This window comes from Streptomyces sp. NPDC006602 (assembly GCF_042870385.1).
In the GTDB taxonomy this organism is placed as follows: Bacteria; Actinomycetota; Actinomycetes; order Streptomycetales; family Streptomycetaceae; genus Streptomyces.
The window spans coordinates 95,098-117,848 of sequence record NZ_JBIAHG010000022.1 but is presented as its reverse complement, the minus strand read 5'-3'; the positions used below and the strand labels follow the sequence as shown (position 1 = coordinate 117,848).

At 71.4% G+C, this 22,751-nt stretch carries 20 protein-coding genes; 12 read left to right on the top strand and 8 right to left on the bottom strand.

What is annotated here, in order from left to right; genetic code table 11:
• Positions 1-110: 110 nt before the first annotated feature.
• Genes ACFYO2_RS36360 through ACFYO2_RS36350 form a run of 3 tightly spaced genes read right to left on the bottom strand, consistent with a single transcriptional unit; the run spans position 111 to position 3,733 of the window.
• Positions 111-2,444 carry a molybdopterin oxidoreductase family protein gene (locus tag ACFYO2_RS36360; RefSeq protein WP_388357990.1) on the bottom strand — a complete coding sequence of 778 codons (2,334 nt, stop codon included), beginning with the start codon at positions 2,442-2,444 and terminating at the stop codon, positions 111-113.
• A 45-nt stretch (positions 2,445-2,489) separates the two neighbouring features.
• A complete protein-coding gene (locus ACFYO2_RS36355; protein WP_388357987.1) occupies positions 2,490-3,107 on the bottom strand; it encodes a TetR family transcriptional regulator in 618 nt (205 codons plus the stop codon).
• Positions 3,104-3,733 (bottom strand): hypothetical protein, encoded by a 630-nt coding sequence (locus tag ACFYO2_RS36350; RefSeq protein WP_388357984.1) that lies wholly within the window; start codon positions 3,731-3,733, stop codon positions 3,104-3,106. The genes ACFYO2_RS36355 and ACFYO2_RS36350 overlap by 4 nt, the downstream gene beginning before the upstream one ends.
• A 189-nt stretch (positions 3,734-3,922) precedes the next feature.
• Between ACFYO2_RS36350 and hmgA the strand changes: the two genes are divergently transcribed.
• The 3 genes from hmgA to ACFYO2_RS36335 all read left to right on the top strand — a co-directional run bounded on the left by hmgA (position 3,923) and on the right by ACFYO2_RS36335 (position 7,293).
• A complete protein-coding gene (gene hmgA, locus ACFYO2_RS36345; protein ID WP_388357981.1) occupies positions 3,923-5,284 on the top strand; it encodes a homogentisate 1,2-dioxygenase in 1,362 nt (453 codons plus the stop codon).
• Positions 5,285-5,345: 61 nt separating this feature from the next.
• A complete protein-coding gene (locus ACFYO2_RS36340; protein WP_388357978.1) occupies positions 5,346-6,095 on the top strand; it encodes a GntR family transcriptional regulator in 750 nt (249 codons plus the stop codon).
• 40 nt (positions 6,096-6,135) lie between these two features.
• The gene (locus ACFYO2_RS36335) at positions 6,136-7,293 is read left to right on the top strand and encodes a type ISP restriction/modification enzyme (protein ID WP_388358072.1); all 1,158 of its coding nucleotides are present in this window, start codon (positions 6,136-6,138) and stop codon (positions 7,291-7,293) included.
• Between the two features lie 15 nt (positions 7,294-7,308).
• Here the strand turns inward: ACFYO2_RS36335 and ACFYO2_RS36330 are convergent, their stop codons facing one another.
• Positions 7,309-8,022, bottom strand: a complete 714-nt coding sequence (locus ACFYO2_RS36330) for a TetR/AcrR family transcriptional regulator C-terminal domain-containing protein (RefSeq protein WP_388357975.1) — start codon at positions 8,020-8,022, stop codon at positions 7,309-7,311.
• A 64-nt stretch (positions 8,023-8,086) separates the two neighbouring features.
• Between ACFYO2_RS36330 and ACFYO2_RS36325 the strand changes: the two genes are divergently transcribed.
• Together ACFYO2_RS36325 and ACFYO2_RS36320 are read left to right on the top strand one after the other, a co-directional pair.
• Positions 8,087-9,061 carry an ATP-binding cassette domain-containing protein gene (locus ACFYO2_RS36325; RefSeq protein WP_388357972.1) on the top strand — a complete coding sequence of 325 codons (975 nt, stop codon included), beginning with the start codon at positions 8,087-8,089 and terminating at the stop codon, positions 9,059-9,061.
• On the top strand, positions 9,058-9,840 hold the full coding sequence (locus ACFYO2_RS36320; protein WP_388357970.1) for an ABC transporter permease: 783 nt from the start codon (positions 9,058-9,060) through the stop codon (positions 9,838-9,840). Before ACFYO2_RS36325 ends, ACFYO2_RS36320 begins: the two co-directional genes overlap by 4 nt.
• 213 nt (positions 9,841-10,053) lie before the next feature.
• Here the strand turns inward: ACFYO2_RS36320 and ACFYO2_RS36315 are convergent, their stop codons facing one another.
• From ACFYO2_RS36315 to ACFYO2_RS36305, 3 genes are all read right to left on the bottom strand, one after another.
• The gene (locus ACFYO2_RS36315) at positions 10,054-10,320 is read right to left on the bottom strand and encodes a hypothetical protein (protein WP_388357968.1); all 267 of its coding nucleotides are present in this window, start codon (positions 10,318-10,320) and stop codon (positions 10,054-10,056) included.
• Between the two features lie 126 nt (positions 10,321-10,446).
• Positions 10,447-11,253: an anti-sigma factor domain-containing protein gene (locus tag ACFYO2_RS36310; protein ID WP_388357965.1), complete on the bottom strand. Its 807-nt coding sequence runs from the start codon at positions 11,251-11,253 to the stop codon at positions 10,447-10,449.
• Positions 11,250-11,792, bottom strand: coding sequence for a sigma-70 family RNA polymerase sigma factor (locus ACFYO2_RS36305; protein WP_388357963.1), 543 nt, complete (start codon positions 11,790-11,792; stop codon positions 11,250-11,252). The genes ACFYO2_RS36310 and ACFYO2_RS36305 overlap by 4 nt, the downstream gene beginning before the upstream one ends.
• A gap of 208 nt (positions 11,793-12,000) precedes the next feature.
• Here ACFYO2_RS36305 and ACFYO2_RS36300 point away from each other — a divergent pair, with 208 nt between their 5' ends.
• From ACFYO2_RS36300 to ACFYO2_RS36285, 4 genes are all read left to right on the top strand, one after another.
• On the top strand, positions 12,001-13,533 hold the full coding sequence (locus tag ACFYO2_RS36300) for a DUF4331 domain-containing protein (protein WP_388357961.1): 1,533 nt from the start codon (positions 12,001-12,003) through the stop codon (positions 13,531-13,533).
• 99 nt (positions 13,534-13,632) lie between these two features.
• Positions 13,633-15,288 carry a tetratricopeptide repeat protein gene (locus tag ACFYO2_RS36295; RefSeq protein ID WP_388357958.1) on the top strand — a complete coding sequence of 552 codons (1,656 nt, stop codon included), beginning with the start codon at positions 13,633-13,635 and terminating at the stop codon, positions 15,286-15,288.
• Positions 15,285-16,985: a nickel transporter gene (locus tag ACFYO2_RS36290; RefSeq protein WP_388357956.1), complete on the top strand. Its 1,701-nt coding sequence runs from the start codon at positions 15,285-15,287 to the stop codon at positions 16,983-16,985. Before ACFYO2_RS36295 ends, ACFYO2_RS36290 begins: the two co-directional genes overlap by 4 nt.
• A gap of 45 nt (positions 16,986-17,030) precedes the next feature.
• The gene (locus tag ACFYO2_RS36285) at positions 17,031-18,662 is read left to right on the top strand and encodes a serine/threonine-protein kinase (protein WP_388357953.1); all 1,632 of its coding nucleotides are present in this window, start codon (positions 17,031-17,033) and stop codon (positions 18,660-18,662) included.
• 10 nt (positions 18,663-18,672) lie between these two features.
• On the opposite strand, the gene ACFYO2_RS36280 is transcribed toward ACFYO2_RS36285, so the two are convergent.
• Positions 18,673-19,479: an SGNH/GDSL hydrolase family protein gene (locus ACFYO2_RS36280; protein WP_388357950.1), complete on the bottom strand. Its 807-nt coding sequence runs from the start codon at positions 19,477-19,479 to the stop codon at positions 18,673-18,675.
• A 295-nt stretch (positions 19,480-19,774) separates the two neighbouring features.
• Here ACFYO2_RS36280 and ACFYO2_RS36275 point away from each other — a divergent pair, with 295 nt between their 5' ends.
• The 3 genes from ACFYO2_RS36275 (at position 19,775) to ACFYO2_RS36265 (ending at position 22,699) form a co-directional block, all read left to right on the top strand.
• Positions 19,775-20,983, top strand: a complete 1,209-nt coding sequence (locus tag ACFYO2_RS36275; RefSeq protein ID WP_388357948.1) for a S8 family peptidase — start codon at positions 19,775-19,777, stop codon at positions 20,981-20,983.
• A 182-nt stretch (positions 20,984-21,165) separates the two neighbouring features.
• On the top strand, positions 21,166-21,600 hold the full coding sequence (locus ACFYO2_RS36270; protein ID WP_388357945.1) for a hypothetical protein: 435 nt from the start codon (positions 21,166-21,168) through the stop codon (positions 21,598-21,600).
• Position 21,601: 1 nt separating this feature from the next.
• Positions 21,602-22,699: a GNAT family N-acetyltransferase gene (locus ACFYO2_RS36265; RefSeq protein ID WP_388357942.1), complete on the top strand. Its 1,098-nt coding sequence runs from the start codon at positions 21,602-21,604 to the stop codon at positions 22,697-22,699.
• Positions 22,700-22,751: the final 52 nt, after the last annotated feature.

Sequence of the window (22,751 nt, the reverse complement as noted above, 5' to 3'; positions counted from 1 at the left end):
TTGAACTCCCACCAGGGCCGGCGGTGCGATGACGTTAGGCCGCGTCAAATGGCGTTAACAAGACGTTGACGTGCGAGCAATAAGCGCAAAACTCCTGGTCACAGCTTTGCTCAGGTCAGAGCGGGGAACTTTTCGGTCACGGCGGCGACTTCGACGGGCACTCCGTTGAGGACGGCGTTGCCCGAGAGGGGGTCGAGCTGGCTGCCGTCGAGGATCTGGTTGACGTTGACTCCGGGGTCGGCGGCGGCGTGGCTGAGCCGGGTGCCGGGCCGGTCGTGACCCCAGCCGTGCGGCAGGCTCACCACTCCCCGGCGCACGCCGTCGGTGACCTCGGCGGGGGCGGTCACCTCTCCCCCGGCGCCCTTGACGCGCACGGGTGCCCCGTCCCGTACGCCCAGCCGTTCGGCGTCCTCGGGGTGGATGTGCAGGGTGCAGCGGTTGGTGCCACCGGTCAGGGCGGGCACGTTGTGCATCCAGCTGTTGTTGGAGCGCAGATGGCGGCGGCCGACGAGGACGAGGCCGGCGGGTCGCTCGTGCAGGGCCCGGCGGAGGCGGGGCAGGTCGCCGGCGATCGGCTGCGGCAGCAGCTCGACCTTGCCGCTCGGGGTCTTCAGCGGCTGCGGCAGGCGCGGGCTCAGCGGCCCGAGGTCGATGCCGTGCGGATGTGCGAGCAGTTTCTCCAGGCTCAGTCCGTCAGGTCGTACGCCGAAACCGTCGCCGTACGGTCCGAGGCGCAGCATCAGGTCGAGCCGCCGCTCGGGGCCGGTCCCACCGGTGAGCTGTGCGGCGAGTTCGCGGGGGTCGCGGCCGTGGACCGGGGAGTGCGGCTCCTTGACCGCCTTGCCGAGGGTCTGGTCGATGACCATCGCGTCTACGGCGGCCGGGTCGGCGCCGTGCATGCCGGTCGCGGCCAGGATCAGCCGGGCCAGGATCTCGGTCTCGGCCATCCGGCCGGGCTCCAGGGGCACGGCGGGGCGGGTGTAGCGGACCTGGTTGCGGACGGCGAGGGTGTTGAAGGCGAAGTCGTGGTGCGGGCTCTGGGAGGGCGGGGGCGGCGGCAGCACGACGTGGGCGTGGCGCGAGGTCTCGTTCAGGTACGGGTCGACGCTGACCATGAAGTCGAGCGAGTCCAGGGCCTTGTCGAGCCGGTCGCCGTCGGGGGCGGACAGCACCGGGTTGGCGGCGACGGCGACGAGCGCGCGGATCGGCTCCCCCTCCTCGGTGGCCGTGTCGATCTCCTCGGCGAGCGCGGAGAGCGGCAGCTCCCCCTTCGCCTCCGGGTGACCGCTGACCCGGGAGCGCCAGCGCCCGAGAGCGAAGCCGTGGCCGGGCCCGGCGGGGCGCGGCGTCCTGTCGGTGGCCGCCTGCGGGAAGAGGGCGCCGCCGGGGCGGTCGAGGTTGCCGGTGAGGATGTTGAGGACGTCGACGAGCCAGCTGGCGAGGGTGCCGTGGGGCACTGTGCAGCTGCCGATGCGGCCGTATACGGCGGCGGTGGGGGCGGCGGCGAGTTCGCGGGCGAGGGTGCGGATCGTGACGGCGTCCACGTCGCAGGCGTCGGCCACGGCCTCGGGGGTGAAGTCCTGTACGGATGCGGAGAGTTCGTCGACCCCTTGCACATGGGGGGCCAGGTCACCGAGGTCCACGAGGCCCTCCTCGAAGAGGACGTGAGCCATCGCCGCGAGCAGCAGGGCGTCGGTGCCGGGCCGGATCGCGATGTGCCGGTCGGCGAGCTTGGCGGTGCGGGTGCGGCGGGGATCAACGACCGTGAGCGTGCCGCCGCGGGCCTTGAGCGCCTTGAGCTTGCCGGGGAAATCGGGGGCGGTGCACAGACTCCCGTTGGACTCCAGGGGGTTGGCGCCGAGCAACAGCAGGTGGTCCGTGTGGTCGAGGTCCGGTACGGGGATCGCGTTGGCGTCGCCGTACAGCAGGCCGCTGGAGACGTGCTTGGGCATCTGGTCGACCGTGGACGCGGTGAAGACGCCGCGGGTGCCCAGGCCCGCGAGGAGCACCGGCGGGTAGAGCGCGCCGGCCATGGTGTGCACGTTGGGGTTGCCGAGGACGACGCCGACGGAGTTCGCGCCGTACCGCTCGACGACGGTCCGGATCCCGGCGGCGACCGCGTCGAAGGCCTCCTCCCAGGTGGCCTCGCGCAGCTCGCCGTCCTTGCGCACCAGGGGGGTGCGCAGCCGGTCGGGATCGCCGTCGACGGCCCCGAAGGAGGCCCCCTTGGGGCAGATGAACCCGCGGCTGAACACGTCGTCCCGGTCACCACGGGCGCCGGTCACCCGGGTCCTTTCGATGGTGAGGGTGAGGCCGCAGGTGGCCTCGCAGAGGGGGCAGATGCGCAGGGCGGTGCGGGAGTCGATGGTGGACACGGGTCCTCCCGGAGGATGGCGGCGACAGTGACGCTCGAACTCCGGCCGAGCATACCGACCGGTACGCATGGAGGGGAGGGTTCGTCGGGGGTGACGTCGGGAATTCGCGAGCCGTCAGTCCAGCACGCGCGCCAAGTACGCCCGCAGCAGCTCCCGGGTCTCCCCGATGATCTTCTCGTCGCCCTCCGGAGCGACCCGGAAGGCGAGGTGGACGAGGGTGTCGGCGGCTTCCACGGCGACGAGGAAGGTACGGCGCAGGTCCTCGTCCGGTTCGCGGTCGAGGTAGCCGGAGAGGAGGTCGGTGAGGCGGTCGGCGACGCGGTGGTTGGGTTCGGCGTAGCGGGAGCCGACCGGGATCTGGTTGCCGAAGTCGACGAGGGTGAAGCCGGGTGCGGTGCGCTTCATGGCCAGGTACTCGTCGAGTACGGCGTCCATGGCCGCCCGCCAGCCCCCCTCGCCGGCCTCCTGGAGGCGCTCGGTGACGCGAACGGTGTAGTGCTCCAGGTTGCGCTGGGCGAGCGCGTCGGCCATCGCGCGCTTGTTGCCGAAGAAGCGGTAGACCGAGCCGATGGGGACGCCAGCGCGCAGGGCGACGGCACGGGTGCTGAGGGCGTCGTAGCCGACCTCGTCGAGGAGGTCGGCGCAGGCGTCGAGGATCCTGGTCAGCCGTTCGGCACTGCGCCGCTGCACGGGCGCTCGGCGGAGCGATGTCGCTTGGGGCACGGGCTTCATGATGCCTTTCCGCCGCGGTCCGGGGAACCTCGCCCCTCAGTACGGAACGTGGGGCCCGGTGCGCTCAGCGCGCCGCTCGCAGTCCCGTCGGGGTCCGGCGACCCGCCGGTCCCCGACGGCGCCGACAGCGACGACGCCGTGATGTCCGCCGTGCTCTCGACCGGCTCGCCGTCCACGGCCCACACCGTGCCGTCGTCGGCGTACAGGCGCGCGGTGACGTGATGGGTGCCGTGTGGGACGAAGCGGGCGGAGAGGCGGCACTCGAGGGTGCGCAGCCGGGCGACGGGGCGATCGTCCACGAACAGGCGGACGAACCCGCGGCCGGCCACCGCCTTCGCCTTCGCGCCGGCGGGCGAGAGGCGGAAGTCCTCGAGGGTCAGCCGGACGCGCCAGCTGTCGTCGGCGTTCGGCTGCACCTCGATGCCGACGTCGGGCGCGTCCTTCTTGCCCACTTCCCGGTAGTGGCGACCTTCCTGGTCCGTGTCCTTGAGGACCTTGCCCACGGGTGCGGGCGAGTCGCCGCCGTTCTTCTGTTCATCCGTACCACTGGTTCCGCAGCCCGCGGATCCGGTCAGCAGCAGGACACAGACGGCGAGCGCGGCGAGAAGTGCCCGCGTCCACGACATGCCGCGAGCCTAGAACACCGGTACGACACCTCGTATCCCCCTGGAGTCTGGTTCCGGCCGCCCCCCTCGTCCTCCGAGAGGAGGCCCGCAGGACGAGAGGCGGCGCCAGGAGGTCGCCGCGGCCCTCTTGCGTCCGAGAAAACGCAATCCTACGGTGATACATAGGAATCGGAGCGCAAGGGAGCGATCATGAGCGATGGGGGTACCTCCCGCGCGAGCGGGTTCGAGCGTGGGGCAGCGCGGAAGACCGCCGAGGGACTCACCTACCTCTCCGGTTTCGGCAACGAGCACAGCTCGGAGGCCGTCCCGGGGGCACTGCCCGAGGGCCGCAACTCGCCCCAGCGCGCCCCCCTCGGGCTGTACGCGGAGCAGCTCAGCGGTACGGCGTTCACCGAGCCCCGGGCCCACAACCGCCGCTCGTGGCTGTACCGCGTCCGCCCCTCTGCCGCGCACCCGGCGTTCACCCGCACGCACAACGGCCGGCTTCGCACGGCGCCCTTCACCCAGTCCGAGCCGGACCCGAACCGGCTGCGCTGGGACCCCCTGCCCGAGCCCACGGAGGGCACCGACTTCCTCGCCGGCCTGTGGACCCTCGGCGGCAACGGCGACGCGACCCAGCGCACCGGCATGGCCGTGCACCTGTACCACGCCGACTCCTCGATGGACCGCGTCTTCAGCGACGCGGACGGCGAGCTGCTGATCGTGCCGGAACGCGGCGGGCTGCTGCTGCGCACGGAGTTCGGGCTGCTGCACGTGGAGCCGGGACATGTGGCGCTGATCCCCCGTGGGGTCCGCTTCCGCGTGGAGCTGCTGGATGCGTCGGCCCGCGGTTATGCGTGCGAGAACTACGGGTCGCCGTTCCGCCTCCCCGACCTCGGCCCCATCGGCGCCAACGGCCTCGCCAGTCCCCGGGACTTCCGCGCGCCGGTCGCCGCCTACGAGGACGTCGAGGGCCCGGTGGAGGTGGTGAACAAGTTCTGTGGCAACCTCTGGACGGCCACGTACGACCACTCGCCGCTCGATGTCGTCGCCTGGCACGGCAACCATGTGCCCTACGTCTATGACCTGCGCCGTTTCAATGTGCTCGGGACCATCTCGTACGACCACCCCGACCCGTCGATCTTCACGGTCCTGACGTCGCCGTCGGACACCCCCGGCCTGGCCGGCGTCGACTTCGTCGTCTTCGCACCGCGCTGGCTGGTGGGCGAGGACACCTTCCGGCCGCCGTACTTCCACCGGAACGTGATGAGCGAGTACATGGGGCTCATCGAGGGCGCCTACGACGCGAAGACCTCAGGTCCGGGGGGTTTCGTGCCCGGCGGCGGCTCCCTGCACAACATGATGTCGGCGCACGGGCCGGACCGGGACACCTTCGACCGGGCGAGCGCCGCCGAGCTCGGGCCGCAGAAGGTCGACGACGGGCTGGCGTTCATGTTCGAGACCCGCTGGCCGGTCACCCTGACCCCGCACGCGGCTCGGGCGGAACATCTGCAACAGGGCTACGACGACGTGTGGCAGGGCCTGGAGCGGCACTTCCGCCCCTTGCGCTGAGGAGTCCCTACCGGGTTTCCGCCCCTTGCACTCAAGATTGCCTACCGGTACGGATGGCCCCGTGACCTCCTTCGCCCCGGACTCGATCGTCCTGAACCGCAAACTGCCGCTCTGGTACCAGGTGTCGCAGTCGCTGCGTGCCTCGATACTGGGCCGCTCACCACTGGACCCGCTGCGGCTGCCCACCGAGGAGCAGTTGGCGGGGCACTACGGGGTGAGCGTGCTGACCATGCGGCAGGCGCTGAAGGAGCTGGAGGACGAAGGCCTGATCACGCGCCACCGCAGACGCGGCACGTTCATCGACCCGGACGCCCGCCGGGGCGCCCCCGTGCGGCTGCTCGGCTCGGTCGACGCGATCGTGGCCCAGCAGTCCGGCATGGCGACCCGGCTGCTCGACCACGGCATGGCCCCCGTGCCGGCCGAACTCGCCGAGTACTACCCGGATCTCGCCGAGGTGGCGACGTACCACCGCCTGCGCGGCGACGAGAAGACCGGCGAGCCGACCAACCACGCCCGCAACTACGTCCGTCCCGAACTCGCCGCGCGCATCGACCCGGACGATCTGGTCCGCTGGCCGATGACCAAGGTGCTCAGGGATGTCGTAGGGGTGGACATCAGCCGCATCACGGACACCGTTCAGGCCCGGCTGGCGGACCCGGAGACCTCCCGTCTCCTCCAAGTCCCGCTGCTCAGCCCGATCCTGCACTACACGGGCGTCACCTACGACACCGACGGGCAGGTGCTGGACGCGGCGGTCATCCACTACCGGGGCGACCGCTTCTCCTTCACGGTGACGCTGGACGCCACCTGACCTCACTGTCTGCCACTGCCTGTCGGCGGTACGTCGTACCATTCCCAGCGTGACGCGCGACGATGCTCCGCCGCTGGCGGACCTGATGCCGTGGTCCGTCGCACCGCCGCGGCTCGGCCGGGGGTGGCCGACGGGTCCCGATGCCGCATCCCTCAGGGCCCGCTGGGACGCCCTGATGAAGGCCGAGGGGCCGGACCGGGAGGCCCTGTTCCAGCCGACCCGCTCGCGGAGTCTGCGTTCGGCGGTCGGCCAGCTGCCGGGCCAGTCCGGCAGCACGGACAAGCTGGTCCGTGCCTCGGGACCGTGCCCGGAGCCCGTACGGGTGCTGCACGCGCCCTTCGACGAACAGTGGCTGATCCCCGACCACCGGCTGATCGACGCGGCCCGGCCCGAGCTGTGGCGAGTGGCGGACGAGCACCAGATCTTCGTCACGGAGTCGCCGGACACCCCCGGCCACCTCCTCCTCGCCACCTCCCTGCTCCCCCTTCACCGCCCCGGCCGCATCCGGCCCCTGTACCGCCGCCCCGGCGGCGCGGAGCCCAACCTCGCACCGGGCCTGCTGGACCACCTGTCCGCCCGTCTCGGCCTCTCCCCCACCCCGGAGGACCTCCTGGCCTGGACCGTGACGGCGGTACGCCCCGGCCTCACCGTCCCCCTCACCGAGGACCCTGGACTGTGGGCGCACGGCGTCGAACTCGGCCACCGCGTCCTGTGGCTGATGCGCCGCGACGGCAGCCGCCCGAAGCTGCCGGGCGGCCGCCGCCCGTACGTCCGCGCACCCCTGCCCACCCGTCCCCTCTCGGTGCACTACGACCGCGACGCGGAGACCCTGCATCTCGACGAGGGCCGCGTCTCTCCGGTGCCGCCGGAGTCCTGGGACTTCGAGGTGGGCGGAACACGCGTACTGGAACAGTGGTTCACGACCCGCACCGCCGAGCCGGAACCGGGCACCCTGGAGGCGATCCGCCCGACGACATGGCCGCAGGCGTGGACCTCGGAGCTGCTGGAACTGATCACGGTGCTGGCACTGCTGGCCGAACTGAGGCCGCGGCAGCAGGAGTTGACGGTGACGGCGCCGATCACCGCGTGGGAGCTGCGCAAGGCGGGCGTGCTGCCGGTGCCGGAGTCGGCCCGCAGGCCGGCGTCCGTCTTCGACCACCACGAGGAAGGCCCGGAAGGCCAGTTCACCCTGATCTAGACCTGGACCTGGCCTCTACCCCCTCGGCTCGAAGGCGTCCATGACCCGCTGGAGGGCCCGCTCGAACACCGCCTCCAGCTCGATCGGCCCCGAGTCCTCCATGAAGGCAGCCGCCAGCCGCGGATAGGCACCGGTGGCCACCTGGCTGCCGAGGTAGGCGATACGGACCGCGTTCTCCTCCTCCTCGGACCAGGGCATGGAGCGGGTGCGCTCGGCGGTGGCGAGCTCGTTCGCGGTGTACGTCGTCACGACGCCGTTGAGCAGCGCGACCAGCTCCATCTTGATGCTGTACGGCTGCTCGAGCGGTTCGAGGCAGGCCAGGCAGTGCTCCAGATAGCGCAGGGTGTTGGGGCTGAAGCCGTAGACCCCCGCCATCAGGCGGGGCACCCACGGGTGACGGCGCATGATGGCACGGGTCTCATGGGCGTTGCGGAGCATGTCGGCGCGCCAGTCGCCCGACGGCTCGCCCATCTGGTGCTCGGCGCCCACCGCGTCCAGCATCAGCTCGTACAGGTCCTCCTTGCGCGGCACGTAGTTGTACAGCGACATCGTTCCGCAGCCCAGTTCGGCCGCGACGTGCCGCATGGAGACGCCGTCCAGCCCCTGCGCGTCGGCGATCCGCACGGCCGCCGCCGCGACGTCCGCGCGCGTGAACGCCGGCTTCGGCCCCCGGCCCGTCCGCTCGGGACGGGCCCAGATCACTTCGGGTACGGCCGCTCGGCCAGCCATCGATCATCACCTCTGGCCACCATCCTAGTTACGTACAGCGTACGTAGTGCGCTATGGTCGGTGCATGACTACTACGTACGCTGTACTTAGTGAAGGTCTGGAGAAGCGATTCGGGGCCGTCCACGCCCTGCGCGGCCTGGATCTCGCGGTGGCGACCGGCACCGTCTGCGGAATCCTCGGCCCCAACGGGGCGGGCAAGACCACGGCCGTGCGACTGCTCACCACGCTGCTGCGCCCCGACGCGGGCTCCGCGCGGATCGCCGGCCACGACCTCGTACGGGAAGCGGCGGCCGTACGGCGCAGGATCGGCGTCACCGGGCAGTACGCGTCGGTCGACGGGGACCTGACCGGGCGCGAGAACCTGCGCCTGTTCGCCCGGCTGCACCGGGTGCCAGGACCCGCCGAGCGGGCCGGCGAGCTCCTGGACCGCTTCGGGCTGACCGAGGCCGCCGACCGGCCCGCGTCCACGTACTCGGGCGGAATGCGGCGCCGGCTGGACCTGGCGGCGAGCCTGATACGCCGCCCCGAGGTGCTGTTCCTGGACGAGCCGACCACCGGACTCGACCCGGCCAGCCGGAACCTGATCTGGGCCGCCGTGCGCGACCTCACCGCGGACGGCACGACCGTGCTGCTGACCACGCAGTACCTGGAGGAGGCCGACCAGCTCGCCCACGACATCGCCCTGGTGGACCGGGGGCGGGTCGCACACACGGGCTCACCGGCCCAGCTCAAGTCGCTCATCGGGACCCATGTCGAGGTCGTCGTCGCGCATGCCGACGTGATGGGGAAGGCGGCAGACGTGCTGGATCAACTCACCGGCACCCAGCCGTCGTTCGACCGGGAACGCAATGCGGTCGGCACGGTCAGCCGGGACTCGACGCTCACGCTCCCCCGCCTGGTGCGCGAACTGGACACGGCGGGCGTGCCGTTGCTGGACGCGAGCCTGCGCCCGCCGACCCTCGACGACGTGTTCCTCCGACTCACCGACGGCCACGACGACCACGACGGTCACAACGACCACAAGGAGCGTGCGGCATGACCACACTGGCCTACGACGGGACCGCGATGCTGGGCCGCCAGCTGCGGCGGATGCGGAACAACCCGGGCCTGCTGATCCTGACCCAGACCATGCCGATCAGCATGCTGCTGTTCTTCGGCTACGTCTTCGGCAGCGCCCTCGCCATGCCGGGCGAGGACTACCGCGCGTTCCTGCTGCCCGGCCTGCTGGTGGCGACCGCCGCCAACGGGATCATGACCGGGATGTTCCAGGCGGCCGGGGACACCCACCGCGGCGTGATGGACCGCTTCCGCACGCTGCCGATGAGCCGGGCGGCCGTGCCGCTGGGGCAGGCGGTGGCGGACCTGGTCGTCACGGCGGCCGGGACGGTGCCGCTGCTGCTCGTCGGGCTCGCGGTGGGCTGGCGGGTGGAGGGGAGCGCTCTGGAGGCGGTGGGCGCCTTCGGCCTACTGCTGCTGTTCCGGTTCGCCACCACGTGGATCGGGATCTTCCTGGGTCTGCTCACCCGCAACGAGGAGGCCGCGGGCCAGCTCGGCGGCGCGACCTTCCTGCTGCCGCTGCTGTCGAACGCGTACATCCCGGCCGACGGGCTGCCGGGCTGGCTGCGGACGGTCGCCGAGTGGAATCCGATCAGCGCGGTGACGACGGCCCTGCGGGACCTGTTCGGCAACGCTCCCGTGCCGGAGGGGGCGGCCTGGCCGGTGGCGCATCCCGTCGCCGGGTCGCTGGCCTGGTGCGCGGTCCTCCTCGCGGTGTTCGTGCCGCTCGCCGTGCGGCGGTACGCGCACGGCGAGCGCTGAACTCCTGGATGTGCGGGACCGGTTGAGGCAACTTGGGACCGCAACGTACGCGGGGCAGGCGGGAGGTGAGTGGGAAGGAGACGCACCCGCGCCCGGCGGACACACCTGGACGCACGCTGCATGCCGTGGGGATGACGGACGACGGGATCGCAGCACTGCTCCGGGACGGTGTGCCCGCCTGAGCGCGGGTGCAGGAACTCCGAACGCTGAGGCTCAGCGCCCGCCGAACAGCGAACGGCTCAGTCGGCGCAGTGGTGCGAACAGCGAGAGCCGCCTCACTCGCGCACCCCTGGGGCTGCGCTCGCGTGTGTCACGTGCGGTCAGCTCACGCATCAAAGAGGTCGCCTCGACTGTCTCCCGCTGGGGGACGGCAGGACCGCCCAGCACCGAGAGATGGCGGTCGAGGCGCGAACTGGTCGCGCTGCTCCCGCACGTGATCGCAGGGACCCTCGCCCTGCTGCTCACTGTTATCTGTTCCATGTCACTCCCCACCCGTACGAGTCCACCCGGCCCGGGCAGGGTAACCCTATCGCCCCCTTGGGGCACTCGTGTATCGCGGTCACAGGATTCACCTTCCCCATAAGGAGGTTGACGACCCCTCTTCGATCACTCTCCGAATCCAACCGATTTCAGGGCGAGTTGGACAACCGGCTGGGTAGTGGGCTGCGGTGATCCGCCGTCGGGCTCGACGGTCACAGCGAGTGACGTGGCGGAGGTGTCGAGACCGGACGCGACCAAGGGCGTGTCGTCGTCGAAGAGGCCCAGGGAGCGCGGTTGCGCGTCGGGGCGCATGAGCCACAGCTGGCGCACGCGGTCGCTCGGCAGGTCGCCGTATCCGCTCAGGGTGACGACCGCGCTCCCCTCCGATGCGGAGGCGATCACTCCGATACTGCGGCCCTCGGTGTCCCGGCCCGTCGTCGCACGCGCGTCGGGAGCTGCGAGAACGTGGGCGATCTCACGCGCCTGGGCCCGCTCGGCGTTCAACTGGTCCTCCGTCTGCCCCGCCTGGACGGCGAACAGGGACGCGACCACGAGGGCCGCGGCGGCGGTGGCCGTCGCGAAGGGCACGAACAGGGGGGTCCGCCGCCGCTCACGAGTGCGCGGCGGCGGCTGCATGCCCCACACGTGCGGCGGCAACTGGGGCGTACGCGCGCGTGTCACGTCCTGCCGGGCGGACTCCTGGGGAGTCGCGCGTACGGCGGCCAGAACCCGTTCACGCATCGCGGCCGGCGGCGGAGCGGCCTCCGACCAGGCGAGCCGGACGGCGTCCTCGGCCAGGGCGCGCACTTCGGCGGCGCAGCTGTCGCATTTCTTCAGGTGCTTCTCGAAACGGCGGCGCTCGTCGGGTTCGAGGGCGTCCAGGGCGTAGGGCGCGGCCAGGGAGTGGAGGTCCTCTCGGCGGAAGAGGCTCACGCCACACCTCCCAGGCAGTCGCGCATGCGGGTCAGCCCGTCACGCATCCGTGTCTTCACCGTGCCGAGCGGCAACGAGAGCCGCTCGGCCACTTCACGGTACGTATAGCCCTCGTAATAAGCGAGGGTGACGGACTGGCGCTGCAGGGCCGTGAGGCGGTCCAGGCAGCGGCGCACCCACTCGCGTTCGAGGCCGGCCTCCACCTCCTCGGTGACCTGGTCGAAGGCCGGGTGGTGGGAACGCCTCGCCTCGCGCTGCTCGCGCTCGCCGGCCGCGCGGGCGCTGCGCACCCGGTCGACGGCCCGGCGGTGGGCGAGGGTGAGGATCCAGGACAGGGCGCTGCCCCGACCCGGGTCGAACCGCCCGGCGGACCGCCAGAGTTCGAGCAACACTTCCTGCGACACCTCCTCCGACTGCGCCGGATCCCGTACGACCCGTCTCACGAGCCCGAACACGGGCCCGGACACCAGTCCGTACAGTTCCTCGAACGCCTTCTGGTCACCGCCTGCCACGAGCACCAGCAGTTCGTCCGCCTCCACCCCGGCTCCCCCTCTCCGCATGCCGCACCCGGCCCGCCCCGTCCCACGCGGTATTCGCAACGAACACACCTCCGGATGGGGTTACGGATCAGCGGGCCGAAAACGCGGGTCGAGCAGGCAGAAAAAGACTTTTCAGATTCGACCAATCCGGCCCGCCCCCCGCTCCGAATCCCCGGCGTCAGGCAAGTTGGGACTGAGGACGGACGGCATGACACCTATCTCCAGGAGCGGTGCGGGACGCAAGCACCTCGCGACCCTCGTATGTGGCGCGCTGGCCGCCGGGGGGCTCGCAGCCGCCGGCGTGACCGCGCTGGAACCGGGGGCGGCCGCCGCCTCCAGCCACCGGGAGGCCCCGCTGATCTCGGGGCAGCCCCAGTACGACAACACGGACGTGTACGCGTTCGTCAGCCCGGACAAGCCCGACACGACGACGATCGTGGCGAACTGGATCCCCTTCGAGGAGCCGGCCGGCGGTCCGAACTTCTTCCCGTTCGCCGAGGACGCGCAGTACGACCTCCACATCGACAACAACGGTGACGCGCAGGGCGAACTGCTGTACCGCTTCACCTTCAAGACGCACGTCAAGAACAAGAAGACGTTCCTGTACAACACCGGGCCGGTCGAGAGCCTCGACGACCCGGACCTCAACATCACGCAGACGTACGACATCGAGCTGATAAAGCTGAAGCACCAGCGTCTGGTGTCGAAGACGAAGGTCGCCGACGACGTGCCGGTGGCGCCGTCGAACGTCGGCAAGGCGTCCATGCCGGACTACGCCAAGCTGCGCGACCAGGCGGTGCACGAGCTGCCCGGCGGCTCGACGACGTTCGCCGGCCAGGCCGACGACCCGTTCTTCCTGGACCTGCGCGTCTTCGACCTGCTGTACGGCGGGAACCTCACCGAGGTCGGCAACGACACGCTCAAGGGCTACAACGTCAACTCCATCGCCCTCCAGGTCCCGACCCACATGCTCACCGAGTCGGCGGAGCAGCCGATCGTCGGCATCTGGTCGACGACCCAGCGCAAGAACGCGCAGGGCTACTACTCCCAGGTCTCGCGACTCGGTATGCCGTTGGTCAACGAGGTCGTCAACCCGATCAAGGACAAGGACAAGTTCAACGCGTCCGCGCCCTGGGACGACGGCCAGTTCCTCAAGAACGTGACCAACCCGGAGCTGCCGAAGCTCATCGAGGCGATCTACAAGATCGACGCGCCCGACGAGCCGCGCAACGACCTCGTCGACGTCTTCCTCAAGGGCGTGAAGGGCCTCAACCAGCCGCCGCACGTGCGCGCCGCGGAGGAACTGCGCCTGAACACCTCGATCAAGCCGACGCACGAGCCCAAGCGCCTCGGCGTCCTCGACGGCGACAACGCGGGCTTCCCGAACGGACGCCGCCTCAGCGACGACGTGATCGACGCCTCGCTCCAGGTCGTCGAGGGTGAACTGCTCGGCGCCAAGAACGACCTGGGCGACGCCGTCGACAAGAACGACAAGGACTTCGAGCAGGCCTTCCCGTACGTCGCCCTCCCGACCGAGGGTTCCCGCGGCCCGCTCGCCAAGGGCACGACCGACGGCAACGACGTCCGCAGCCAGATCGGCGACGCGCTTCAGCCGGCCGGTGCGGGCGGTTCCGACGACACCACACTGATCGCCGCCTCCGCGGGCGCCGGCGCGGCCGGAATCCTCCTGATCGGCACGGCCCTCATGTGGTGGCGCCGGATGAGGGGCCGGGCGTACTGATCCGTACTCTCCACCGACTGGCGCGGCCCGCACCCACCATCCCCCACGGCGCGGGCCGCGCCGCAGCTTCCTTCACACCGAGCCGACCGAGGAGAGGGCATGTCCCGGCGTACGAACGACAGCGCACCGGACGACGTGGAAGCGGCCCGGCCGGGGACCGCACCCGGGCCGGAGCCGGAAGCCGCGCCGACCGGCCCCCAGCCCGGCACCCGAGCCGCGCCGGAGGCCCCCGCGCCGGAGGGCGGGCCTCGGCCAGGGACGGACGACGCGCCAAAAGCCCAAGCCGCCCCGGAGTCCCCCGCCCCGGAAGGCGATGCGGATCCCGGCGTCCCCGGGGCGGGCGCGAAGACCGTGGGTGGGGTCGGTTCCGACGGGTCCGCCTCCGTCGACCAGCGTGTCGCCGCCGTGCGGCGGGTCGGGGATGCCGGGCGGCGCTGGCGGACTGCTCGACTCGCCGGCAGTGCGGTGCTGTTGGCCATCGCGTTCACCGCCGGTTCCATCGCGGTCGGTGCCGTGCGGGACGGCGGATCGGCGGCGGTCGCTTCCGCACCCGCTGCCCTGTCGCCCGAACTGCTCACCGGCGGTGACCTCGACGCGAGCATCACCGCGCTGCAGGGTCACCTGCGCTCGCAGCCACGGGACTTCGGCGGCTGGGCCACTCTTGGTCTCGCCTATGTCGAGCAGGCCAGGACCAAGGGCGACCCGTCCCGCTATCCGCAGGCCGAGCGGGCCCTGAAGCGCTCCCTCGGCCTGGAGCCGGACAATGTCCAGGCTCTCACCGGCCGCGCCGCCCTCGCCGCGGCCCGCCACGAGTTCGCGGACGCGCTGACGTACGCCGACCAGGCCCTGGAGCAGAATCCCTACAGCGAGCGCGCCCTGTCCTCCCGTATCGACGCGCTCGTCGAACTGGGCCGCTACGACGACGCGTCGAAGGCCGCCGACCTCGCGGACACACGCCGACCGGGCATCCCCGTCTTCACGCGGTACGCGTACGTGCACGAGCTGCGCGGCGACGTGAGCACCGCGCGCCGGGTGCTGGAGCAGGCGCTCGCCTCCGCCACCACCCCCGGAGACGTGGCGTACGTGGCCACCGCGCTCGGCCAACTCGCATGGAACCAGGGCGAGTACGTGAGTGCCCTGAACCACTACGCCCGCGCCCTCGCCGCCGACGACACCTACCTGCCCGCCCTGGAGGGCCGCGCCCGCACCCAGGCCGCGAACGGCGACCGCGCCACCGCGATCAAGGGCATGGAGGCCGTGGTGGCCCGCTACCCACTGCCCGGACCGCTCGTCGAACTCGGCGAGCTGTACGAGGCCCGCGGCGCCGACGGCGACCGGGCGAAGGCCGGCGACCAGTACGCCCTCGTGGACGCCTGGACGGCACTCGCCCGTGCCGGCGGCGTCAACGCCGACCTCGACACCGCGCTCGCCGCCGCCGACCACGGCGACCAGGCCGAGGCCCTGCGCGCGGCCCGCGCCGAATGGGCCCGCCGCCACACCGTGCACACCGCGGACGCCCTCGCCTGGGCCCTGCACGTCAACGGCCGCGACGAGGAGGCCCTCCCGTACGCCCGCCGGGCGACGGCCACCGGCTACCGCAACGCCGCCTTCCTCTACCACCGCGGCGTGATCGAACACGCGACGGGCAACGAGAAGGACGCTCGCACCCACCTGAAGGCGGCCCTGGACCTCAACCCCGGCTTCTCGCCCCTGGGCGCCCGTGAGGCCCGTAAGACGCTGGAGGCCACCAAGTGAAGCCCCGGCCCCCTCGTCGCGTCCGTCGCGTCCGTCGCGTCCTCGCCCCCGCCGCGGCCGTCCTCACGGCGGCCTGCGCGCTGGTGCTCGTGCCTTCGGCAACCGCCGCCGCCCATCCCCTCGGCAACTTCACCGTCAACCACTACGACGGTCTCGTCACCGCCCCCGGCGAACTGCGCGTCGACCACGTCGAGGACCTCGCCGAGATCCCGGCGACGCAGGCCGGACCGGACATCGAGAAGCTGGGGATGACCGAGTGGGCCCGGCAGCGGTGTGCGCGGGCCGCCGACGACAGCCGGGCCACCGTCGACGGGCGTACGGTCGCCCTCACCGCGGAAAGCAGCCACGCGCGCGTGCGGCCCGGCCAGGCCGGCCTCGACACCCTGCGCGTGGAGTGCCGCCTCACGGCGCCGCTCCCCGAGGACGACACGGTCACCCTCGGCTTCCGCAGCTCGGCCACGGACTCCGGCCCCGGCTGGCGGGAGATCACCGCGCGCGGCGACCGCACGACGCTCACGGAGTCGGACGTACCGACGAAGTCGCTGTCCCGCGAACTGACCGAGTACCCCCGGGAGTTGCTCTCCTCCCCGGCCGACACCACCACCGCCGCCCTGCGCGTACGCCCCGGCGGCCCGGCCCTCGCCGAGGAGCAGGCGGACGCGCCCGCCGCCTCCGTCCTGCCGCGCGGCGCCGACCGCTGGACCCGGGCCCTGGACTCCCTGGTCGCCCGCCACGACCTCACCGTCGGTTTCGCCGCGCTCGCCATGCTCGTCGCGGTCGCCCTCGGCGCGCTGCACGCCCTGGCGCCGGGCCACGGCAAGACCCTGATGGCGGCCGTGGCCGCGGCACGGGGCGGGCGGGCCCGCATGAAGGACGTCCTGCCCCTCGCCGCCTCGGTGACGGTCACCCACACCCTCGGCGTGGTCGCCCTCGGCCTCCTCGTCACGGCCGGCTCGGCGGCGGCCCCCTCGGTGATCGCCTGGCTGGGCATCGCGAGCGGGGTCCTGGTGACGGTGGCGGGCGCGACCCTGCTACGACGGGCCTGGCGAAACCGGCCGCAGGCACGCGGACACGCCCACCCGCACGACCACGATCACGACCACGACCACGACCAGCCACACGATCACGGACACCCGCACCCGCACCCGCACCCGCACGACGGCGAGCACGCCCATGACCGCACCCCGGTCCTGGTCGGCGCCCACAGCCAGGCCAGTCCCACCCGCCACACGCACGACCACCCGCACCCCCATCCCCATCCCCACCCCGATCACGAGGGCGGCCATCCCCACGCCCACCCCCACACCGTCGAACACACCCACGGCGGCTTCACCCACACCCACGCCACCGCCCCCACCCTCCGCGGCACGATCCTTCTCGGCTTCGCCGGCGGCCTCGTGCCGAGTCCGTCCGCCGTCGTCGTGCTCGTCGGTGCGGCGGCGCTCGGGCAGGCATGGTTCGGGCTGGTGCTCGTCGTGGCGTACGGCGTCGGGCTCGCCCTCACCCTCACCGCGGCCGGCTTCGCCGTCGTCAAGCTGGGTACCGGAGTGACCCGGGTGCTGGACAAACGCCCGCGCTGGACGAGCAGCCCGCTGACGGCCCTGGTCCGCCGGGTCCTGCCCCTGGGGTCCGCGCTCGTCGTCGTGGCCCTTGGGGCCGGACTGGTGCTCAAGGGGGCGGCATCCGCACTCGGCTGAGCTACTTTTGGGGAGAAATCTCGCGGATGCGAAGAGGGGGCGCCCGTGTCCGAAGAATCGGGCAGTGAACGTCTGATCGCGGGCCGCTACCGTCTGCTGTCCCCGCTCGGCGAGGGCGGCATGGGGACGGTGTGGCGCGCCCGCGACGAGTTGCTCAACCGCGAGGTCGCCGTCAAGGAGGTACGCGCGCCCTCCGGACTGCCGGGCGCTGACATCGAGCGGATGTACGCGCGGCTGGAGCGGGAGGCGTGGGCGGCGGCCCGGATCTCCAACCGCAACGTGGTCACGGTGTACGACGTGGCCACCCAGGACCACCGTCCCTGGATCGTCATGGAGCTGGTCCGCGGCATCTCGCTGGCCGAGCTCCTGGAGGCGGAGGGCCCGCTCTCCCCGCAGCGTGCGGCACACGTCGGCGCCGAGGTGCTGTCCGCGCTGCGGGCCGCGCACGAGGCCGGGGTGCTGCACCGGGACGTGAAGCCGGCCAACGTCCTGATGTCGAACGACGGACGCGTGGTGCTCACCGACTTCGGCATCGCCATGGTCGAGGGCAGCTCCGCGCTGACGATGACCGGCGAGGTCATCGGCTCACCCGAGTTCCTGGCACCGGAGCGGGCGCTGGGCCGCAAGCCCGGCCCGGAGTCCGACCTGTGGTCGCTCGGCGTGCTGCTGTACGCGGCGGTCGAGGGCAACTCGCCCTTCCGGCAGGACACCCCGCTCAGTACCCTGCGCGCGATCGTCGACGAGGAGCTGCCGCCGCCGCACCGAGCCGGTCCGCTCGCCCCCGTGATCGAGGGGCTGTTGCGCAAGGACCCGGCCGAGCGGCTGCCCGCCGACCGGGCCGAGCAGGATCTGCGGGTGATCGGCGCCGGGGGCACACTCGGCGAGGACGCCGTGCAGGCCTTCCCCTACGCCCCGACGATCGCCGCACACCAGCAGCCGCCGTACCAGCCGACGCACCAGCCCACCCACGACCAGTCACCGCCGACGGCACCGGTTCCGCCGCCCTGGACACGACCCGGCACGACCACCACGGCCGAACAGCCCCGCCGCAACCGCCGCGCCGCCCTCGTTCTGATCGCCGGCCTCGCCGCCCTCGCGCTGGCGATCGCCGGACTGACTTACGCGCTGCTCAACCGCGACGACGGCGATGAGGCCGGCGGCCCCAAGAGTGAGACATCCGGTCTTGGTTCGCCGTCGGTGAGCGATCCCGACCGGAGTGACACGGCCGAGCCGAGCCGCTCCCCGAGTCCGAGCCCGAGCCCGAGCAGCAGCCCCACGACGGCCGCCCCGCCCCCGTCGGTGAAGGTCACGCTGGCCGGTTCGCACACGGAGTACACCGGCATCTGCCCGCCCCCGCAGGGCGAGGCGCCCGCCTTCACCGCGACGCTCACGGTGGGCAGCCTGCCGTCGGAGGTGACGTATCGCTGGGTGTCGAAGGACGGCCAGATCATGGATCAGGGGTGGAAGACCCTCTCGTTCCCGGAGGGTGGCGGCCTGACCAAGCAGGACACGGCGTTCGTGACGACGAACGACGAGAACGGCAGCCTCGAGAACGAGATCAGTGTCGAGGTCCGCTCTCCGGTGGAGACGACGTCCAACTCGGTGCCGTTCTCACTGACCTGCGTGACGGAGACCCCGTCGGACGGGGCCTCCGCTTCCGCTTCGCCTTCCTCGTGACGGTCAGGCCCTAGGCCAGACCGTTGAGCACCGGCAGGTAGCCGCCGGACTGGCCGGCCGCCGTGGGGTGGTACGACTCGCCGACGTTGAGCCAGTTGAGGCTGTGCAGCCAGGAGTTGCCGGAGCAGATCTCGTGGCCGGTGAAGGTGGTGCGGACGTCGCCGAAGACGTAGCCGAAGTGCGCGGCGCGCTTGGCGATCGCGGTGTCGAGATAGTCGGCCGCGCCGTTGATCGCCTTCCGCTTGGTCTCGGAGAGGCCGACGCAGGTGGAGCCGAGCTTGTAGAAGCGGGGGTAACCGAGCACGACCACACGGGCACTCGGCGCCTTGGAGCGGATCGCCGAGTAGACGCTGTCGAGCTTGCCGGGGAGCGTCGAGTCGACGTACGCCTTCGCGGTGTCGATCCGGGAGAGGCAGGCGCTGTCGGACTGGAGCACACAGGTCGTCATGACGTCGGCGAAACCGGCGTCGTTGCCCCCGACGCTGATCGAGACGAGGGCGGTTGCGGCGTTGAGCGGGGTGAGTTGACTCGCCAGAACATCACCCGTTCGGGCGCCCGAGCAGGCGGTGAAGTCGAACGACGAGGGTGAATGGGCGGCGGCCCAGAGGTACGGATAGGCCTTCGTGCTGCGCTTGCAGTCGCCGCTCGCGGAGAGGTAGCTGCCGGCGCCCACCCCGGAGGAGTAGGAGTCGCCGAGGGCCACATAGCCGCCGGGGGCGGCGAGTTGGGATGCCTGCGCGGTCGTGGCCCCGGTGAGGGCGGTGACGGTGGCGAGGAGGAGCGAGCCGACGTAAGCGGCAAATCGGGAACGTCTCATGGAACCTCCCTTTAGCAGGATCTCTGCCACAACCGTCGTACCAACTACGCGTGTTGACGGGAAGTGTCCATGCCAAGACTTTTCAGGCGCGTTCATGACACGTTCAATTACGCGTCCATGACAAACATGTGACAGAGCCTCAAGTCCCTTGATCTACACCCGTAGACCACTGATTCTTTACTCAGCCATGGGGCGGAACGCGACGCTCCACGGCCGTGCGTGCGACGACGCGCGCACCCCCCACGGACGCGCGCCCCACCCAGGCACGCGTCGCCTATGAGGAGGACTCCCTCGAATGGCACAACTGCGTAGCAACAAGGTCCGGCTCGCCGCGATAACCAGCCTGGCGACCGCCGCCCTCGTGGGCGGACTCACCACCCTCCCCGCCCAGGCCGCCCCGGCCGAGGGCAAGGTCCTGGCCGCCGGATCCCCCACGGCGATCAAGGACAGCTACATCGTCACGCTCAAGAAGGACGCCGGCTTCAAGGCGTCCTCCGGCGCGGGCAAGAGCCTGATCAAGGAGTACGGCGGCTCGGTGAAGAAGACGTTCGGCGCCGCGCTGAACGGCTACACCGCCACCCTCTCCGCCACCGAGGCCAAGAGACTCGCCGCCGACCCGTCGGTGGCCGTCGTCGAGCAGAACCAGCGCGTCCAGCTCACCGACACCACGCAGTCCAGCGCCCCCTGGGGCCTGGACCGCATCGACCAGACCTCGCTGCCGCTGTCCGGCACGTACACCTACCCGGACACCGGCGGCAGCGGTGTGACGGCGTACGTCATCGACACCGGCGTGCGGATCACCCACTCCCAGATCAGCGGCCGTGCCTCGTACGGCTACGACGCGGTCGACGGCGACACCACCGCCTCCGACGGCAACGGCCACGGCACCCATGTGGCCACCACCATCGCGGGCTCGACCTACGGCGTCGCCAAGAAGGCGAAGATCGTGGCGGTCCGCGTGCTCGACAACGCCGGCTCCGGCACTACCGCCGGCGTGATCGCGGGCATCAACTGGGTGACCGACAACCACTCGGGCCCCTCGGTCGCCAACATGTCGCTCGGCGGCGGCGCCTCCACCACGCTGGACACGGCGGTCGCCAACTCCATCGCGAGCGGCGTGACCTACGCCGTCGCGGCCGGCAACAGCAGCGCCAACGCCTCCTCGTACTCCCCGGCCCGCGTCGCCTCGGCGATCACGGTCGGCGCCACCACCAGCACCGACGCCAAGGCCAGCTACTCGAACTACGGTTCGGTCCTGGACATCTTCGCTCCCGGCTCCTCCATCACGGCGGGCTGGAACACGAGCGACACCGCGACGAACACCATCTCCGGTACGTCGATGGCGACACCGCACGTCGCGGGCGCCGCCGCGGTCTACCTGGCGAACCACACCTCGTCCACCCCGGCCCAGGTCGCCACCGCGCTCGTCAACGGCTCGACCACCGGCAAGGTCACGAGCGCGGGCACCGGCTCCCCGAACCGGCTGCTGAAGATCGTGCCGTGAGCCCCGTCACAGCAACTCGCTTGATCTGAACGGCCGTTCCCCGGAGGCGCAGGTCGCCTTCGGGGAACGCGTGCACCGAATCCGATTCCGCCCGTGCCGAGGGTTTCGGCATCTTGACGGCCCCCGCGCGACTGCGCGACATTGAAGCCCGGCATCCGGCGCTTCGGGGGGCAAAGTCGCCAATGCAGACCATACGTGGCAAGACATCTTCAACAGCGTCGGCGGACGGCGCCGAGGGGGCGCGACCAGGACCGGGGAGGGACCTGGCGCCGCTGCTCGCGGGTGCCGGGACGGCCGTCGGGGGGTTCGGCGCGGTCCTCGCACTCGCCGGCTCGGACTCACCCCTGCGCGGACCGCTCACGCTGTTCTTCCTGCTCGCGGCACCTGCCGCGGCCATCGCCGCCGCGCTGCGCGGCCTCGAACCGTTCGGCCGGACCATCGCCGCGCTCGCGGGCTCGGTCGTCGTCGACATGCTGGTCGCCCAGGGCATGCTGGCCCTGCACGTCTGGTCGGTGCGCGGCGGGATCGTCGCCGTGACCGCGATCAGCTGTGTTCTTCTTCTCCTGGTTCTGCTACGACGGCCGCGTGGCCGTACGACGACAAGGCAGGGCGTCTGACGTGGACATCAGCGTGTACCGTACCGGCGAGCTGAGCTCGGCCGAGCGGACGGCGTGGACGGCGATGCAGTCCAAGGCCCATCTGCTCGGCTCGCCGGAGCTGGCGAACCCGTTCCTGTCCCCCGAGTTCACGCTCGCGGTGGGCAGGTACCGGCGCGGGGTACGGATCGCGGTGGCGCGGGAGGCCGGCGACGTCGCCGCGTTCTTCCCGTACCAGCGGACCGCCAGTGGCATCGGCCGGGCGATCGGGCTCGGCGTCTCCGACGCGCAGGGCGTGGTGCACCGGCCCGGCTTCACCTGGGACGCCCGGGAGCTGCTGCGGGCCTGTGGACTCGCCCTGTGGGAGTTCGACCACCTGGTGGAGGGGCAGAGCGCGTTCGAGGCCGGGGCAACGGGCACCTTCCCGTCGCCGGTGATGGACGTGGACCAGGGCTACGAGGCCTATCTGACCCAGCTCCGCCAGCAGTCACCGAAGTTCACCCGCACCACACTGGCCAAGGAGCGCAGGCTGAGCCGGGACGTGGGCGAGGTGACGTACGTGCACGACGAACGCGATCCGGCCGCCCTGCGCACCCTGATGAACTGGAAGTCCGCGCAGTACCGCAGGACCGGGCGCAGCGACCGCTTCGCGCACGACTGGATCACCCAGCTCGTGCAGCACCTGTTCCACACCCGTTCCGAGTCGTTCGCGGGGATCCTGTCCGTGCTGTACGCGGACGGCAAGCCGATCGCCGCGCACTTCGGGCTGCGCACCGAGCGGGTGCTGGCATGCTGGTTCCCGGCGTACGACCCGGCGTTCTCGAAATACTCCCCCGGCCTGGTGCTGCATCTGCGGATGGCCGAGGCGGCCGCCGCCGACGGCATCGCCTATCTCGATCTGGGGCGGGGCCAGAAGGAGTACAAGGACTCCCTGAAGACGCGTGAGCTGCACGTGTCGGAGGGGTGGGTGACCAGGCGTCACCCGGTCGCGGTCGGACATCGCGTCCGCCGGGCCCCCGTACGGGCACTGCGCAACGCGGTGGTGTCCCGGCCGGAACTGTTCGAGCCGGCCGACAGACTGCTCAAACGGGCGGGAAAGTTCCGTTCGTCCCGTCGGTAACGGTCAAACCAACAAAAACGTGAGGCCTCGTTATAGGTCTTGCCATACGGGT

Coding starts and splice junctions, on each gene's coding strand:
- ACFYO2_RS36270 (WP_388357945.1), top strand. CDS start 21,166: ATGCAGACCATACGTGGCAAGACATCTTCAACAGCGTCGGCGGACGGC.
- ACFYO2_RS36320 (WP_388357970.1), top strand. CDS start 9,058: ATGACCACACTGGCCTACGACGGGACCGCGATGCTGGGCCGCCAGCTG.
- ACFYO2_RS36355 (WP_388357987.1), bottom strand. CDS start 3,107: ATGAAGCCCGTGCCCCAAGCGACATCGCTCCGCCGAGCGCCCGTGCAG.
- hmgA (WP_388357981.1), top strand. CDS start 3,923: ATGAGCGATGGGGGTACCTCCCGCGCGAGCGGGTTCGAGCGTGGGGCA.
- ACFYO2_RS36315 (WP_388357968.1), bottom strand. CDS start 10,320: ATGGAACAGATAACAGTGAGCAGCAGGGCGAGGGTCCCTGCGATCACG.
- ACFYO2_RS36280 (WP_388357950.1), bottom strand. CDS start 19,479: ATGAGACGTTCCCGATTTGCCGCTTACGTCGGCTCGCTCCTCCTCGCC.
- ACFYO2_RS36295 (WP_388357958.1), top strand. CDS start 13,633: ATGTCCCGGCGTACGAACGACAGCGCACCGGACGACGTGGAAGCGGCC.
- ACFYO2_RS36330 (WP_388357975.1), bottom strand. CDS start 8,022: ATGGCTGGCCGAGCGGCCGTACCCGAAGTGATCTGGGCCCGTCCCGAG.
- ACFYO2_RS36300 (WP_388357961.1), top strand. CDS start 12,001: ATGACACCTATCTCCAGGAGCGGTGCGGGACGCAAGCACCTCGCGACC.
- ACFYO2_RS36360 (WP_388357990.1), bottom strand. CDS start 2,444: ATGCGTACCGGTCGGTATGCTCGGCCGGAGTTCGAGCGTCACTGTCGC.
- ACFYO2_RS36325 (WP_388357972.1), top strand. CDS start 8,087: ATGACTACTACGTACGCTGTACTTAGTGAAGGTCTGGAGAAGCGATTC.
- ACFYO2_RS36275 (WP_388357948.1), top strand. CDS start 19,775: ATGGCACAACTGCGTAGCAACAAGGTCCGGCTCGCCGCGATAACCAGC.
- ACFYO2_RS36350 (WP_388357984.1), bottom strand. CDS start 3,733: ATGTCGTGGACGCGGGCACTTCTCGCCGCGCTCGCCGTCTGTGTCCTG.